This window comes from Mycobacterium sp. IS-1742 (assembly GCF_001500125.1).
GTDB lineage: Bacteria > Actinomycetota > Actinomycetes > Mycobacteriales > Mycobacteriaceae > Mycobacterium.
Window position 1 is genome coordinate 55498 of the sequence record NZ_LQIV01000008.1, and the last position, 13831, is coordinate 69328.

The following is a 13831-nucleotide window of genomic DNA, read 5'->3' on the forward strand; positions in this document are numbered from 1 at the left end:
GTCGGTGATTGTCGCAGTGCGGTGACTCGATCGCGAAATGCACGCCCCGGCATGCGAGGGAGGTCACCGCCGGCCGATCGCGCCGTGGCAATGTAATGGCGCCCGACCTCCCGCCCACCAGCCACCGTCAGGATCCCGTCCGCGCCGTGAAGTCCAGCAAGTTCGCCGAGCTGAAACCGAAGAAGAAGTGCTGCCGCAGCAAGCCGCGGTGCAAACGGTGCCCGCTGGTGGTGCACAAGGTGCTCAAGGCCGAGCACATGGGCATCAGGGGCAAGGAGCTGGAGAAGGTCTACAAGCGCGCACGCAAGGCCTGACGACCCCGCTGACCTGTGAATTCTCCGCCGCGTCCGTCGTTCGGCGAGTACCGTTGATGGCACCCGTCGAGATCTGTCGTACGTGCTTGGAGGTGCGATCATGGCGGTTTACCAGGCGCTCACCGTCGCCCTGATCATCGTGTTGGCCGTAGCAACGCTCGCCGCGCTCTACATCGGGTTGATGAACTGGGTCGGCGCCGCGCACGTCGTGCGCTGCAGCACCTGTCATCACCTCACGGTGGCGTCGGCCAGACAGCCGCAGCAATCATGTCCGCACTGCCGCCACCCGGTGTTGACGCACCCGCTGTATGCGGTACATCACCCCCGCGGCACCGGGCGTGTGCGGGTGATCGACGACCGCCTGCGGTACTGAGCTACCCGGCGCCGTTGCGCAACGCCTGACCGAGGGCGCCGAGCCATGCCCGGTCCGCGGGCACCCACGGCAGGCCGTCGAGATCGCCGACGCCGACCCAGCGCAGTGCGCGATGGTCGATCGGCCGCAGGTCACCACCGAGGTGGGTGACGAGATACGCGCGCAGCACGGTCGTCGCGCTCAGGGCGACGTCGTCGCCGATTCGCGCGCCCACCGCGACCTCGATGCCCAACTCCTCCCGCAGCTCTCGCGTCAGCGCGGCGGCGTCACTCTCCCCGTAGGCGACCTTCCCGCCCGGCAGCTCCCACAGCCCGGCCAGGTCCGGTGGCCGGTTGCGCTGCGCGACCAGGAGTTCCGACCCCGCGATCAGGGCACCGGCCACGACGATCTGCACTGTCATCAGCGGTGACGGTATACCGTCGACGGTATGGCTGTGTTGACCGACGATCAGGTGGACGCCGCACTGTCGGACCTGGGCGGCTGGGAGCGCGCCGACGGGGCGCTGCGACGTTCGGTGAAGTTCCCGGCGTTCCTCGACGGCATCGAGGCGGTGCGCCGGGTGGCCGAGCGCGCCGAGGAGCGGGACCACCATCCCGATATCGACATCCGCTGGCGGACTGTGACTTTCGCACTCGTCACGCATTCCGAGGGCGGTATCACGGAGAAGGACGTGCAGATGGCTCGGGAGATCGACGCGATCCTCGACCGGTAGCGCCGGTGGTGGCCACCCATGTCAACGTCGCCAGCGTGGCGACGAGGTAGATCAGCCCGGCCCAGGCGAGGTACCACGGCCTGCCGATCTCCCAGATCGTCGGCTGGGCGAAGCTCAGCAGCCACGGCACGCCGACGAGCGTCAGTGCCAGCCACCCCCACCGCAGCACCCGCGCCCCGGACCGCTCCCGCAGCGGGCCGTGCCACAGCCAGATCATCAGCGGCAGCAGCCACACCCAGTGGTGGGTCCACGAGATCGGTGACAGCAGCAGGCCGAACAGCTGCACGATCACGATGGCGCCCAAGCGGTCCGCGCTGCCCCCGATCGCCCGCCACGCCAGCAGCGCCAGGATCGCGGTGACGACGATGGCCGCGACGACCACCGGGCCGTATCCGGCGTCGTACCCGACGATGCGGGAGATGCCCCCGCGCCAGGACTGGTTGAACGACGTGCCGATCGGGCCGACGCGGTCGGCGTCGCCGAGCAGATCGGTGAAGTAGTACCGCGCCTGCTGGCCCACCACGGCCACGGAGACCGCGACGGTGCCGGCGAACACCACCGCCGAGAAGACCGCGGCCTTCCAGCGCCGCGCGCCGACGAAGTACAGGCCCGACACCGCGGGCGTGAGCTTGACCCCGGCCGCCAGGCCGACCAGCAGGCCCGACCACCACCACCGGGAACTGTGGACGGCGGCCAGCACCGCCAGCACGAGCAGCACGTTGACCTGCCCGTAGTCGAAGGTGCTGCGCAGCGGCTCCAGCCAGATGCCGATCGCGGTCCACAGCATCGCGGTGCGGCGGTCACCGCCGTCGGCGAGCAACCGTTGACTGAGGCGGACCACGCCGTACAGCGCGGCGATGATGCCGATCTGCCACGCGAACGCGACGAATCCGAACGGCAGCAGGTGCAGCGGATAGAAGATCACCGCGGCGAACGGCGGGTAGGTGAACGGCAGCGGGAAGTCGGGTGTCTGGTCGGCGTAGACGTAGTCGTAGAGCGTCCCCGGCTGGTCGAGCGCCCCGGCTCCGCCGACGTAGACGTGCAGATCGACGAAGTTCGCGCCGTTGGCGGCGAGGTAGGTCCACGCCAGCCGCGCCGCAATGCTCAGCATCAGCAGCACGGGCGCCGCCGCAGCCAGTCGGCTCGGCAGTCGGGTGGGGGTCGCCGCGTCGGCGGTGGGGGCGGTGGAGTCGGTTATCCGCCCGACTCTACTGATCCGGTAACCGATTCCCGTCACCTCCGTAACGGTTGAATAAATGCCACACATGTCACTTGAGTAACACCAGTAACTGCGTAGCGTCGGGCGCAGACGTGCTGTCAACGGATTGGGAGATCCATGAAACTCACCAGAAAAACCCTCGTGACCAGCGTGATTGCTGCGGCCGGAGCGGTTCCGATCGCTCTTGCGCTCAGTGCGCCCGCCGCCGCCCAGCCGGCAGCGCCCGCACCGCCCGCGCCGGGCATTCCGTTCCTCGATCAGCTGGGCAACGCGCCGCAGTTGCTGCAGACGTTCGCCTCGGCCCTGGCCGGCACCGGCATGCCCGCCTCGACCCCCGCGACCCCCGCAGCGCCGGCCGCCGCACCGGGCGCGACGGCGTCGATCACGCTGCCGCAGACCCCGGCGCTGCCCGGCGCGGCGTCGGCGTTGCCGGGCACCCCGGCCGCCACCTCACCGCTGCCCGGGGTGAACGTGCCGACCGGCCTGGCCTCGCTGATGCCGGCGGGCTCACCGCTGACCAGTCTGCTGCCCGCGGCGACGCCGGCCGCACCGGCTGTCGGCGCACCGCCCGCGGGAGGAGCGGCCGCCCCGGCCACTCCGCCGATCTTCCCGGTCTCAGCCCTGCCCTGATCACCGCCCGATCGACCGTGCCCTGACCGAAACTCGCGAGGAGTGACATGTCACCGACTCGAACTCTGTTGACGACCGCGGCCGGGCTCGGCGCGTCCGTCGCGCTGCTTCTCAGCAGTGCGACGGCCACCGCCGAGCCCGCTCCCGGGCTTCCGATCGACGCGCTGCAGGCGCCCGGTCTGCCCGCGATGGAAAGCCTCGGTCCGGTCATCCAGCAGGCGGCGTCCGACCCGAACAACGCCGCCTCGATGCTGATGGCCGCAGCCGCCGTGTTCGCCGGAGATGCGGCGGCGCCCGCCTCGTCACGCGACGTGGCCTCGGCGGTCAACCAGTTCGTGGCCGATCCGGCAGCGCACAACCCGGCTCCGGGCGCCGTCCCGGGGACTCAGGCGCACCTGCCCGCAGGGGTCAACCCGGCCCACGCGGTCGGTCCCCTGCCGGCGGGCGCCACCCCGCCCGCACCGGGTCCGGACGCCGCCGCACCGGTGGTCGATCCGGTCGCGGTGCCCGCGGCCGCACCGGCACCGGCACCCGCGGCGGCTCCGGTCGGGGCGCCCGTCGCTGCCCCGGTTGCTGCTCCGGTCGCCGAGGCCGCCGGAGCGCTGCCCGGGCCCGCGCCTGCGCCCGCGCCGGCACCCACACCGGGTCCGCCGGGATTCGGCCCGGACGCCCCGCCGACGCAGGACTTCATGTATCCGTCGATCAGCAACGGGTGCCTGAAGGACGGCGGAAACGTCCTGGCGACCGCGATCTCGGTGGCCGGGCCGGCCAAGATCCCGGCACCCGGGCCGGGGCCCGGCCAGACCGCGTACGTGTTCACCGCGGTGGGCACGCCGGGGCCCGCGGCCGAGCAGAAGCTGCCGCTGAACGTGACGTGGGTGAACCTGACCACCGGCAAGTCCGGCAGCGCGACGCTCAAACCGCGTTCGGACATCAACCCGGAGGGCCCGACGACGCTGACCGCCATCGTCGACACCGGATCGGGCAGCATCATGTCGACGATCTTCGGTCAGGTCACCACCACCGAGAAGCAGTGCCAGTTCATGCCGACCATCGGTTCGACGGTCGTGCCCTGACGCCTCGCGCGCTGACGTAGAGACGACGAATCCCCGGTCGCGATCGCGGCCGGGGATTCCTCATCGAGGGGCTTGGGCGGAATTGGCCTAGTAGGCCATGAACAGGATCGCGTCGCGGTCGTACTCGCGGCCGGGATGGGCCTCGGACAGATGCTTCTGCGCCTTCTCGACCAGGTCCTCTTCGTCCTTACCGGTGATGGCCTCACCACACGGACAGTTCAAGTGTGTCTTCATGTGCCTCAGCCTATTCGCCTTTCGGCATATGAGTCACGAGACGGCGCACTAACCTTTCGCCGCGTCGGCCCGATCCTTCGCGGCGGCCTTCGCCTGCTTCTTGTAGGAGCGCACCTTCTCCAGCGCACCGGGGTCGGTCACATCGGCGATCGACATGTAGGTGCCGGCCTTGCCGTAGTCGCCCGCGGCCTCACGCCAGCCCTGCGGTGTCACGCCGTACTGCTTGCCCAGCAGCGCGAGGAAGATCTTCGCCTTCTGCTCGCCGAACCCCGGCAGCGCCTTGAGCCGGCGAAGCACCTCGGCCCCGTCGGGGTCGCCGGAGGTCCACAGCGCGGCGGCGTCACCGTCGTAGCGGTCGACGACCAGTTGCGCCAAGGCCTGGATGCGCTTGGCCATCGACCCGGGAAAGCGGTGCACCGCAGGAGTTGTCGAGCACAGCGCGGCGAACGCCTCCGGGTCGTGGTCGGCGATCTCGCGGGGGTCGACGCCGCCCATCCGGTCGGCGATCTTCTTCGGCCCCGCGAACGCCGCCTCCATCGGGTACTGCTGGTCGAGCAGCATGCCGACCAGCAGCGCGAACGGATTGGCCTCGAGGAGCGCGTCGGCCGCCGGATCCTGAACAAGCTGCAGTTTCGCCACGGGAGCCAGTTTAGGACGCCTCGTCGCCCGAGTAGTCGGAGCCGACCGGCACTTCTCGTGCCTCGGTCAGGTCGGTTCGGGGGTGAGTGTCGCTCGGGTGTGCAATCGTGAAGGCCATACCGGTGGATGCGTCCCTAGGAGACGGACATGAGACGGGTCATTGCACCCCTTGTTGCGGCGGTCGCCACCGCCATCGCGTTGGCCGGCACAGCGCACGCAGTGCCGGACCAGGGCACACCGGAATTCGACGCCTACCTGCAGGGCCTGCAACGCAACGGCTACTTCTTGAATCCCGATACTGCGTGGCGTGTTGCTCACCAGGCCTGTGTGGGTGGAATACCGGGATACATCGGCTTGGAACTGGCAGCTCAAGGCGTCGTGGGCCCCGGAGCACAGCAGCGGGTGATGGACGTGGCCAGAAAGTACGCTTGCCCCGTCCAGTAGGTGCGACCACCGCGCATCGCGTTACGTGTGAACCTGAATGCCCTATGCCGCAATGGTATTGACGTTTCACAGGGGCAGATCGAGGTGAGATGTCCGGCGAACTCGCGATAGTCCTGGCGGCGGTACTGATCGTGGCAGCCGTGGCCGCCGCGGTGGTCGTCGTGCGCACCCGGCGCGTGGTGGCCACCCCGACCGAACGCGCCGTCCACGCCGCGCTGCACACGGCGTCGCAGGCCGCGCGCGCGTTGCGCCAGGGTCTCGACACCACCTCCGCGGAGTCGGCGGCGCCCTTCCTTCGCGAACTCACCGGCACCGACGGGATCGCGCTGTTCGACGGCGACGGCGAGCTGCTCGCCCGCGAACCCGAGGACGGCGCGATCTGGACGTCCGACGTGGCCGACGACGCGGCCCGCACCGTCCGCGAGTCGATCGCCGGCGAGCGCCGCGTACTCACCTCCGTGCGCGCCGCGACGGTCATCGCCCAACCCCTGCTGACCGATGCCGGCGACCTGCTCGGGGTGCTGGCGGTCGTCACCACCCGCGATCCGGGCCCCGGCATGCTCGGCGCGGTCGGGGAGGTCGCCCGCTACGCCGCGGGACAGCTCGAACTCGCCGAACTCGACGCCTCACGGGCCCGCCTCGACCGTGCCGAAGTGCTCGCCCTGCGGGCGCAGATCAGCCCGCACTTCATCTACAACGCGCTCAACACCATCGCCTCGTTCGTGCGCACCGACCCCGACCGGGCCCGCGAACTGATCCTCGAGTTCGCCGACTTCACCCGCTACTCGTTCCGCGCCGCGGGGCAGTACACGACGCTGGCCGAGGAGTTGCGCAACATCGACCGCTACCTGACGCTCGAGCGCGCCCGCTTCGGGACGTCGCTGGACGTGCGCCTGCAGGTGGCCCCCGAGGTCCTCGGCGTCGTGGTGCCGTTCCTGGCGCTGCAACCGCTCGTCGAGAACGCCGTGCGGCACGGGCTGGCCGGCCGCGGCGGCGGCTCGATCGAGATCGTCGCGCGCGACGAGGGCTCCGACTGTGTCATCACCGTCGAGGACGACGGCGTCGGGATGGACCCCGCCGCGCTGCGCACCGGGACCGGCGATGCGTTGGGTGGCGACGGTTCGGCGGCGCACGTGGGCCTGACCAATGTCGACCATCGCCTGCGGGCGTCGTTCGGCAACGATTACGGTCTGGTGGTCGAGACGGCGATGGGGGCGGGCACGAAGGTCATCATGCGGGTACCGAAGTTCCGGTCCGGGGTGCGGGCATGAGTGCCGGCCTGACCGTGCTCGCCGTCGACGACGAGATGCCCGCGCTCGACGAACTGGCCTACCTGCTGGGCCGCCACCCCGACATCGGCGAGGTGTTCCGCGTCAACGACGCCACCTCCGCGCTGCGTGAGCTCAACCAGCGCACCATCGACGCGATCTTCCTCGACATCAACATGCCCGGGCTGTCCGGCATCGAATTGGCCGGTGTGCTGGCCAACTTCGCGCAGCGGCCGGCCATCGTGTTCGTCACCGCCCACGACGACAAGGCGGTCGCCGCCTTCGACGTCGGGGCGATCGACTACCTGCTCAAACCGATCCGGCAGGACCGCCTCGACGAAGCCGTCCGGCGGGTGGTCGCGGTGCGCAGCGCCGAATCGGCCGCCGCCGACGAGGAGCCCGACTCCGACGTCGTGCCTGCCGAACTCGGCGGGATCACCCACCTCGTCCCCCGCGACAGCATCGGCTGGGTCGAGGCCGAGGGCGACTACGCCCGGCTGCACTCGGCGTCGGGGTCGCATCTGGTGCGCATCCCGCTCAGCACCCTCGAAATCCGCTGGCGGGACCGCGGATTCCAGCGGATCCACCGCTCGTACCTGGTGGCGCTGCGACTGGTGACGGGGTTGCGTACCAGCGACGGTGCGGTCCTCGTGCGGTTGCGCGCCAACGGTTCCTCGCCGGCCGTCGAATTGCCGGTGAGCCGCCGCCAGGCCCGCGAACTGCGGGACAGGTTGGTACGAGACCCGCTGCGGCACCTGCGACCCGCCGGCGGCGATGACTGAGCCGGGCCGCCCGCAGCGCGAGCGGGTCGTGCTGGCCCACCGCCGCGGCGCGCGCATGGTGCGCACCAGGGTCGAGGTGCAGGAGCAGACCCAGGTGGGTGACGCGCTCGTACGGGGCCTGGTGCGGGCGCAATTGGGCCTGGCGTTGCGGCTGGCGACCGTGGTGGTGTGCGTCGTCGCGGCGGTCCCGTTGGCGTCGGCGGTGTTCCCTGGCTGGACGGCGCTCACCGTCGCGGGCGTCCGGCTCAACTGGCTGGTGCTCGGACTGCTGGCGTATCCCCTGCTGTACGGGGTGGGCCGGTTGTACGTCCGGCTGGCCGAACAGGCCGAGCGCGACTTCGTCCGCGTCATCGACAGCGAGCCATGACCGGATCGGCGTTGACGGCGGCCGCGCTGCTCGCCGCGGCGGTGGCGACCATTGCGATCGGCGCCTACGGCGTCCGGTTCTCCCGCACCACGTCCGATTTCCTGGTCGCCTCCCGCACCGTCGGGCCGCAGTGGAACGCCGCCGCGATCTCCGGCGAATACCTCTCTGCGGCATCGTTTCTCGGGGTCGCCGGGCTGATCGCGAAATACGGCGCCGACGCACTCTGGTACCCCGTCGGCTTCACCGCGGGTTATCTGGGCCTGCTGCTGTTCGTGGCCGCGCCGCTGCGCCGTTCGGGGGCCTACACCGTGCCCGACTTCGCCGAGTTCCGGCTCGGGTCACCGCGGTTGCGCAAGGTCGCGATGCTGGTCGTCATCGTGATCTGCGTGGTGTACCTGGTACCGCAGTACCAGGGGGCCGGCCTCGCGCTGAAGACGCTGCTGGGCATGCCGGTGTGGATCGGCCCACTCGTGGTCGGCGGCATCGTGATCGCCAACGTGGTGGCAGGCGGCATGCGCTCGATCACGTTCGTGCAGGCCTTCCAGTACTGGCTCAAGCTGACCGCCATCGCGATCCCGGCGCTCGCGCTGCTGGGTCTGTTCTTCACCGACCGCGGTGAACTGGGCGGTCCGCTGCCGCCGGTCGTCACGCAGGAGACCACCGTGGCCGTCGAGACCGCCGTCGTCGTCCAGGTCACCGAACCGGCCGGCATCACGGTGACCGGCACCCTCGACGGCAGGCCCGTCACCGCCGCTCCCATCGGCGCGCCCGGCGAACACGAACTCGGCGCGAACACGACGCTGATGCTGGCCGACGGCACGGCCACCCCCGTGCTGGCCGGCACACCGGCGGCGGGCGGCGACTGGTTGGCCTCCGGCGGTGGCCTGGGCGGTGCGCATCCGCTCTACCAGGTGGTGTCGATCATCGTGGCGACGTTCCTCGGCACGATGGGACTCCCGCACGTGCTGGTGCGCTTCTACACCAACCCCGACGGCCGGGTCGCCCGCCGCACCGCGCTGGCGGTGATCGCGCTGCTCGGCCTGTTCTACCTGTTCCCCACCCTGATCGGCGTCTTCTCCCGGCTCTACGTGCCGCAACTGCTCATCACCGGCGCCGCCGCCGCCGCGGTGCTGCTGGCGCCCGGCGCCGCGATCGGTGGGGTGTTCGGCCAGTTGCTCGCCGCGCTCGTCGCCGCAGGCGCGATCGCGGCCTTCCTCGCGACGTCGTCGGGCCTGCTGGTGAGCATCGCCGGCGCGCTGGCCACCGATGTGCTGCGCGGACGGGTCCGCGACTTCCGGATCGCCGCGCTCGTCGGCGGGCTGATCCCGATTCCGTTGTCGCTCATCACTTCCGGGCTGGAGCTGTCACGCAGCGTCGGGCTGGCGTTCGCGGTGGCCGCGTCCACGCTGTGCCCGCTGCTGGTGCTCGGCATCTGGTGGCGCGGGCTGACCGCGATCGGCGCGTCGTGCGGCCTGGTGGTCGGCGGGCTGGCCGCGGGTTCGGCGGTGGCTCTCGCGATCGCCGGTGCGGTCGACGAGCAGGCGCTCGGCGGGTGGGCCGCGGTGGTCGTCGGCTACCCCGCCGCGGTCACCGTCCCGCTGGCCTTCGCGACGATGATCGCCGTCAGCCGGCTCACCCGGCGCAGCGTTCCGCCGGACGTCGCGCAGATCTTCGCGCGGATGCACGTGCCCGAACGGCTGGGCATGGGCGTCGAACGCCTCCCCGGGGGTTGACCCCGGCGCCGTTCGTCGCCGTCAGGCGACCGCTCACCGCACCGCTGCCGGTGTTCACCGTGTGACCGGGCGAAGGTGCGGGTATGTGACCTGCATCTCATCTAGTTTCAGCCGAGAACTGGTTCACACGACGAGGTCAGGAGTCACGGTGTCCGAAACGGATCTTCCACCGCGGGAGGCAGCGATGCCCAGCGGTGACCAGTATCTGGCCATGCAGGCCAGCCCTGAGTTCCAGGAGTTGCGGAACAGGCTGCGCCGCTTCGTGTTCCCGATGAGCGCGGCGTTCCTCATCTGGTACACCACGTACGTCCTGCTGAGCACCTTCGCCACCGACTTCATGGCGATCCGGGTGTTCGGCAACATCAACGTCGGCCTGCTGATCGGCATCGGCCAGTTCGTCACCACCTTCCTGATCACGGGTATCTACGTCCGCTACGCCAACAAGGTGATCGATCCGCGCGCCGCGGAGATCCGCGCAGAACTGGAAGGCCACGCACCGTGACCGTGCTCGCCGCCGAGACCATCGGCAACCCCGTTGCCAACATGGCGATCTTCGCGCTGTTCGTCCTCGTGACGCTCTTCATCGTCATCCGGGCCAGCAAGAAGAACGCCACCGCCACCGAGTTCTTCACCGCGGGCCGCGCTTTCACCGGCCCGCAGAACGGCATCGCGATCAGCGGTGACTACCTGTCGGCCGCGAGCTTCCTCGGCATCGCCGGCGCCATCGCCGTCTACGGATACGACGGGTTCCTGTACTCGATCGGCTTCCTCGTCGCCTGGCTGGTGGCGCTGCTGCTGGTTGCCGAATTGCTGCGCAACACCGGCAAGTTCACCATGGCCGACGTCCTGAGCTTCCGGCTCAAGCAGCGTCCGGTGCGTCTCGCGGCGGCCACCAACACCCTGGCCGTGTCGCTGTTCTACCTGCTTGCGCAGATGGCAGGCGCGGGCGTGCTGGTCGCGCTGCTGCTCAACATCGAAAGCGGCCTCGGGCAGTCGATCGTGATCGCCGTCGTCGGCGTGCTGATGATCGTCTACGTCCTGGTCGGCGGGATGAAGGGCACCACGTGGGTGCAGATCATCAAGGCGGTGCTGCTGATCGGCGGCGCCGGCATCATGACCGTGATGGTGCTGGCCAAGTTCGGTTTCAACCTCTCCGAGATCCTCGGCGCCGCACAGTCGATGGTCAGTGGCAGCGAGGACACCAAGGTCGCCTCGCGCGACGTGCTGGCTCCCGGCGCACAGTACGGCGCCTCGCTCACCACACAGGTCAACTTCATCTCGCTGGCGCTCGCCCTGGTGCTCGGCACCGCGGGTCTGCCGCACGTGCTCATGCGCTTCTACACGGTGCCCACCGCCAAGGAGGCACGCCGGTCGGTGGTCTGGGCGATCGCGCTGATCGGCGCCTTCTACCTGTTCACGCTGATCCTCGGCTACGGCGCCGCGGCGTTGGTCGGTCCCGACCGCATCCTGGCCGCACCCGGCGGCGTGAACTCCGCTGCGCCCCAACTGGCGTTCGAACTCGGCGGCGTCGTGCTACTGGGCGTGATCTCGGCGGTGGCGTTCGCGACCATCCTCGCGGTGGTCGCCGGTCTGACCATCACCGCGTCGGCGTCCTTCGCGCACGACATCTACGCCAGCGTCATGAAGAGCCATCAGGTGACCGAGAGCGAACAGGTCAAGATCTCGCGGATCACCGCGGTGGTGCTGGGGACGCTCGCGATCGGGCTCGGCATCCTGGCCCGCGAACAGAATGTCGCATTCCTGGTGGCGCTCGCGTTCGCGGTGGCGGCGGCGGCGAACCTGCCGACCATCCTCTACTCGCTGTACTGGCGGCGCTTCAACACCCGCGGTGCGCTGTGGAGCATGTACGGCGGGCTGACCTCCACGATCGTGCTGATCGTGTTCTCACCGGCGGTCTCCGGCACCGCGACCTCGATGATCAAGAGCGTCGACTTCGCGTGGTTCCCGTTGGCCAACCCCGGGATCGTGTCGATCCCGCTGGCGTTCCTCCTCGGCATCGTCGGGACGCTGACCTCGCCGGACGACGAGGATCCGGCGATCGCCGCCGAGATGGAGGTCCGCTCGCTGACCGGCGTGGGTGCGGAGAAGGCCGTCGCACACTGACGGGCCCGCCGAGCCGACGCGATGCCGTTGTCGACCGTCCCCTACCGTCGGATGCCGTGCCGCGTCCCCTGAGCCGGTTCGCCTTCGCCCTGCTGGCCTACGCGTTCGCGGTGACCATGCTCGGCACCACGGTGCCCACTCCGCTCTACGCCCTCTACGCCGAGCGGATGGACTTCGCGTTGTTCACCACCACGGTGATCTACGCGGCGTATGCGGGCGGTGTGCTGGTGGCGCTGCTGGCGTTCGGCCGGTGGTCCGACGCCGTCGGCCGGCGGCCCATGTTGCTGGCCGGCGTCGGGTTCGCGATCGCCAGTGCCGCGGTGTTCCTGGTCGCCGATTCGGTGGCCGCACTACTGGTCGGGCGTGTGCTGTCGGGTCTGTCGGCCGGCCTGTTCACCGGGACGGGGACCGCGGCGGTCATCGAGGCCGCCCCGGACCGCTGGCGCTCCCGGGCGGCCGCGGTGGCGACGGTCGCGAACATCGGCGGGCTGGGGGCCGGACCGTTGTTGGCCGGGCTCCTCGTCCAGTACGCCCCGCAGCCCCTGGATCTGGTGTTCACCGTCCACATCGCGATGGCGGTCCTGGCCGGTGTCGCCGTGCTCGTCGTTCCCGAGACCTCGCCGCGCAGCGGCCGCATCGGGTTTCAGCGGCTCTCCGTTCCGCCCGAGGCGCGGCCGGTGTTCGTGATCGCGGCCCTGGCGGCCTTCGCCGGATTCGCCGTCACCGGGCTGTTCACCGCGGTGGCGCCGTCGTTCCTCGACGAGGTCGTCGGCATCGAGAATCACGCGCTGGCCGGCGCGATCGTCTGCTCGATCTTCGCCGCCTCCGCGGTCACCCAGGTCGCGGCCAACCGGGTCCCGCCGCCGCGGGCGGTGGCCGTCGGTTGCGCGGTCCTCGTGGTCGGGATGACGGTTCTCGCTGTGGCGCTGCGCTTCTCGTCGCTGCCCGGGCTGATCGCCGCGGCGGTGATCGCCGGCGCCGGTCAGGGGATGAGCTTCAGCCGCGGGTTGGCCGCGGTCGCCGAACGCACACCGCCCGAACGGCGCGCCGAGGTCAGCTCCACGTACTTCGTCGTCGCCTACGTGGCGATCGCGCTGCCGGTGATCGGTGAGGGCCTGGCCGCGCAGGCGGTCGGGTTGCAGACCGCGGGTGTCGGGTTCGCGATCGCCGTCGCCGTTCTCGCCACGGTGTGCCTGATCGCCATCCTGGCGCGGGAGCGGACCCGGGTGCGTTAGCCGCTCTTGCGGCGGAATTCGCGGCGGTTCTCGACCGGACCGTGCGCCTTGGGTTGTTTCGGTCCGCCGTTGCGCTGTCCGGCGGCACCACCCGAATTGGCCTTCTTGCGTTCGAGGGCCTCCCGGAACCTGCGCTTGGTGTCGTCGTCCGGTTGCTCAGCCATGCCGGCAGCGTATCGCGTGCCCGCACCCGCCGTCGTCTCGTTTTCCCGCCGCGCTCACCTCATGCCAGGGGGCATCCCGTACAGATGGCTGATCGGCAGGGTGAGCAGCACCCGACGGTCGTCCACCATCGCCCGCCGGTAGTCGTCCCAGTCCGGATGTTCTCCGGCGATGTTGCGGTACAACGTGATCAGCGCTTCGACGGTGTCGTCGTCGGGTGAGGCGGCGGGCGCTGTGAGGATCGCGTCGCCCTCGGCGACCGCGTAGGACCATCCGTCGTCGGAGCTGACGTGGATCGACGCCCGCGGATCGCGGCGCAGGTTGCGGGTCTTGGCCCTGGGCTCGGTGATCGACACCTCGAGCGCGACCGCCCTGGCGTCGAAGTGGTACGAGACGTTCGACAGTTGGGGGCGGCCGTCGCGTTTGATCGTCGCGAGCACGCCCAGCGAGTTACCGCTGATCACGGCCAACAGTTTGTCGTCGAACACCTGGCGCACCATGCTGCGAGCCTACGTTCCA

At 70.2% G+C, this 13831-nt stretch carries 19 protein-coding genes; 13 read left to right on the forward strand and 6 right to left on the reverse strand.

The window, feature by feature from the left end:
* Positions 1 to 95: 95 nt before the first annotated feature.
* Entirely contained in the window at positions 96 to 314 is a 219-nt protein-coding gene (locus AU196_RS06645; RefSeq protein WP_059094310.1) for a hypothetical protein, read from the forward strand.
* A gap of 100 nt (positions 315 to 414) precedes the next feature.
* On the forward strand, positions 415 to 687 hold the full coding sequence (locus tag AU196_RS06650) for a hypothetical protein (protein WP_059094311.1): 273 nt from the start codon (positions 415 to 417) through the stop codon (positions 685 to 687).
* Position 688: 1 nt separating this feature from the next.
* Here the strand turns inward: AU196_RS06650 and AU196_RS06655 are convergent, their stop codons facing one another.
* Positions 689 to 1087: a (deoxy)nucleoside triphosphate pyrophosphohydrolase gene (locus AU196_RS06655; RefSeq protein WP_059094312.1), complete on the reverse strand. Its 399-nt coding sequence runs from the start codon at positions 1085 to 1087 to the stop codon at positions 689 to 691.
* 27 nt (positions 1088 to 1114) lie between these two features.
* Between AU196_RS06655 and AU196_RS06660 the strand changes: the two genes are divergently transcribed.
* Positions 1115 to 1399 carry a 4a-hydroxytetrahydrobiopterin dehydratase gene (locus tag AU196_RS06660; protein ID WP_059094313.1) on the forward strand — a complete coding sequence of 95 codons (285 nt, stop codon included), beginning with the start codon at positions 1115 to 1117 and terminating at the stop codon, positions 1397 to 1399.
* On the opposite strand, the gene AU196_RS06665 is transcribed toward AU196_RS06660, so the two are convergent.
* The gene (locus AU196_RS06665) at positions 1344 to 2666 is read right to left on the reverse strand and encodes a mannosyltransferase (RefSeq protein WP_059094314.1); all 1323 of its coding nucleotides are present in this window, start codon (positions 2664 to 2666) and stop codon (positions 1344 to 1346) included. The two genes, AU196_RS06660 and AU196_RS06665, sit on opposite strands and share 56 nt — an antisense overlap.
* A 69-nt stretch (positions 2667 to 2735) precedes the next feature.
* On the opposite strand from AU196_RS06665, the gene AU196_RS25040 reads away from it, so the two are divergent.
* Together AU196_RS25040 and AU196_RS06675 are read left to right on the forward strand one after the other, a co-directional pair.
* On the forward strand, positions 2736 to 3248 hold the full coding sequence (locus tag AU196_RS25040; RefSeq protein ID WP_082695639.1) for a hypothetical protein: 513 nt from the start codon (positions 2736 to 2738) through the stop codon (positions 3246 to 3248).
* Between the two features lie 47 nt (positions 3249 to 3295).
* Positions 3296 to 4324 carry an Rv1157c family protein gene (locus AU196_RS06675; RefSeq protein WP_059094316.1) on the forward strand — a complete coding sequence of 343 codons (1029 nt, stop codon included), beginning with the start codon at positions 3296 to 3298 and terminating at the stop codon, positions 4322 to 4324.
* A gap of 87 nt (positions 4325 to 4411) precedes the next feature.
* Here the strand turns inward: AU196_RS06675 and AU196_RS25045 are convergent, their stop codons facing one another.
* Both AU196_RS25045 and AU196_RS06680 read right to left on the reverse strand, forming a co-directional pair.
* The gene (locus AU196_RS25045) at positions 4412 to 4558 is read right to left on the reverse strand and encodes a DUF1059 domain-containing protein (RefSeq protein ID WP_011561426.1); all 147 of its coding nucleotides are present in this window, start codon (positions 4556 to 4558) and stop codon (positions 4412 to 4414) included.
* A 48-nt stretch (positions 4559 to 4606) separates the two neighbouring features.
* Positions 4607 to 5197: an HhH-GPD-type base excision DNA repair protein gene (locus tag AU196_RS06680; RefSeq protein WP_059094317.1), complete on the reverse strand. Its 591-nt coding sequence runs from the start codon at positions 5195 to 5197 to the stop codon at positions 4607 to 4609.
* 147 nt (positions 5198 to 5344) lie between these two features.
* Between AU196_RS06680 and AU196_RS25050 the strand changes: the two genes are divergently transcribed.
* The 8 genes from AU196_RS25050 to AU196_RS06715 all read left to right on the forward strand — a co-directional run bounded on the left by AU196_RS25050 (position 5345) and on the right by AU196_RS06715 (position 13150).
* Entirely contained in the window at positions 5345 to 5641 is a 297-nt protein-coding gene (locus AU196_RS25050; protein ID WP_082695640.1) for a DUF732 domain-containing protein, read from the forward strand.
* A gap of 89 nt (positions 5642 to 5730) precedes the next feature.
* Positions 5731 to 6912, forward strand: a complete 1182-nt coding sequence (locus AU196_RS06685; protein ID WP_059094318.1) for a sensor histidine kinase — start codon at positions 5731 to 5733, stop codon at positions 6910 to 6912.
* On the forward strand, positions 6909 to 7691 hold the full coding sequence (locus tag AU196_RS06690) for a LytR/AlgR family response regulator transcription factor (protein WP_059094319.1): 783 nt from the start codon (positions 6909 to 6911) through the stop codon (positions 7689 to 7691). Before AU196_RS06685 ends, AU196_RS06690 begins: the two co-directional genes overlap by 4 nt.
* Entirely contained in the window at positions 7684 to 8058 is a 375-nt protein-coding gene (locus AU196_RS06695) for a hypothetical protein (RefSeq protein ID WP_059094320.1), read from the forward strand. Before AU196_RS06690 ends, AU196_RS06695 begins: the two co-directional genes overlap by 8 nt.
* Positions 8055 to 9791: a sodium/solute symporter gene (locus AU196_RS06700; protein WP_059094321.1), complete on the forward strand. Its 1737-nt coding sequence runs from the start codon at positions 8055 to 8057 to the stop codon at positions 9789 to 9791. The genes AU196_RS06695 and AU196_RS06700 overlap by 4 nt, the downstream gene beginning before the upstream one ends.
* Positions 9792 to 9939: 148 nt before the next feature.
* Complete coding sequence (locus AU196_RS06705; protein WP_353647239.1) at positions 9940 to 10293, forward strand: DUF485 domain-containing protein; 354 nt, start codon at positions 9940 to 9942, stop codon at positions 10291 to 10293.
* Positions 10290 to 11915, forward strand: a complete 1626-nt coding sequence (locus tag AU196_RS06710; protein ID WP_502687221.1) for a monocarboxylic acid transporter — start codon at positions 10290 to 10292, stop codon at positions 11913 to 11915. Before AU196_RS06705 ends, AU196_RS06710 begins: the two co-directional genes overlap by 4 nt.
* A 56-nt stretch (positions 11916 to 11971) precedes the next feature.
* Positions 11972 to 13150, forward strand: coding sequence for an MFS transporter (locus AU196_RS06715; protein ID WP_197415721.1), 1179 nt, complete (start codon positions 11972 to 11974; stop codon positions 13148 to 13150).
* Here AU196_RS06715 and AU196_RS25780 read toward each other — a convergent pair.
* Together AU196_RS25780 and AU196_RS06720 are read right to left on the reverse strand one after the other, a co-directional pair.
* Positions 13147 to 13314, reverse strand: coding sequence for a DUF5302 domain-containing protein (locus tag AU196_RS25780; RefSeq protein ID WP_197415722.1), 168 nt, complete (start codon positions 13312 to 13314; stop codon positions 13147 to 13149). The genes AU196_RS06715 and AU196_RS25780 overlap by 4 nt on opposite strands.
* 54 nt (positions 13315 to 13368) lie before the next feature.
* Positions 13369 to 13812, reverse strand: coding sequence for a PPOX class F420-dependent oxidoreductase (locus AU196_RS06720; RefSeq protein WP_059094323.1), 444 nt, complete (start codon positions 13810 to 13812; stop codon positions 13369 to 13371).
* Positions 13813 to 13831 lie beyond the last annotated feature (19 nt).

Excerpts from the sequence above, each read along its gene's own strand:
- AU196_RS06645 (WP_059094310.1), top strand. The coding sequence starts at position 96 with ATGGCGCCCGACCTCCCGCCCACCAGCCACCGTCAGGATCCCGTCCGC.
- AU196_RS06650 (WP_059094311.1), top strand. The coding sequence starts at position 415 with ATGGCGGTTTACCAGGCGCTCACCGTCGCCCTGATCATCGTGTTGGCC.
- AU196_RS06655 (WP_059094312.1), bottom strand. The coding sequence starts at position 1,087 with ATGACAGTGCAGATCGTCGTGGCCGGTGCCCTGATCGCGGGGTCGGAA.
- AU196_RS06660 (WP_059094313.1), top strand. The coding sequence starts at position 1,115 with ATGGCTGTGTTGACCGACGATCAGGTGGACGCCGCACTGTCGGACCTG.
- AU196_RS06665 (WP_059094314.1), bottom strand. The coding sequence starts at position 2,666 with ATGTGTGGCATTTATTCAACCGTTACGGAGGTGACGGGAATCGGTTAC.
- AU196_RS25040 (WP_082695639.1), top strand. The coding sequence starts at position 2,736 with ATGAAACTCACCAGAAAAACCCTCGTGACCAGCGTGATTGCTGCGGCC.
- AU196_RS06675 (WP_059094316.1), top strand. The coding sequence starts at position 3,296 with ATGTCACCGACTCGAACTCTGTTGACGACCGCGGCCGGGCTCGGCGCG.
- AU196_RS25045 (WP_011561426.1), bottom strand. The coding sequence starts at position 4,558 with ATGAAGACACACTTGAACTGTCCGTGTGGTGAGGCCATCACCGGTAAG.
- AU196_RS25050 (WP_082695640.1), top strand. The coding sequence starts at position 5,345 with ATGAGACGGGTCATTGCACCCCTTGTTGCGGCGGTCGCCACCGCCATC.
- AU196_RS06685 (WP_059094318.1), top strand. The coding sequence starts at position 5,731 with ATGTCCGGCGAACTCGCGATAGTCCTGGCGGCGGTACTGATCGTGGCA.
- AU196_RS06690 (WP_059094319.1), top strand. The coding sequence starts at position 6,909 with ATGAGTGCCGGCCTGACCGTGCTCGCCGTCGACGACGAGATGCCCGCG.
- AU196_RS06695 (WP_059094320.1), top strand. The coding sequence starts at position 7,684 with ATGACTGAGCCGGGCCGCCCGCAGCGCGAGCGGGTCGTGCTGGCCCAC.
- AU196_RS06700 (WP_059094321.1), top strand. The coding sequence starts at position 8,055 with ATGACCGGATCGGCGTTGACGGCGGCCGCGCTGCTCGCCGCGGCGGTG.
- AU196_RS25780 (WP_197415722.1), bottom strand. The coding sequence starts at position 13,314 with ATGGCTGAGCAACCGGACGACGACACCAAGCGCAGGTTCCGGGAGGCC.
- AU196_RS06720 (WP_059094323.1), bottom strand. The coding sequence starts at position 13,812 with ATGGTGCGCCAGGTGTTCGACGACAAACTGTTGGCCGTGATCAGCGGT.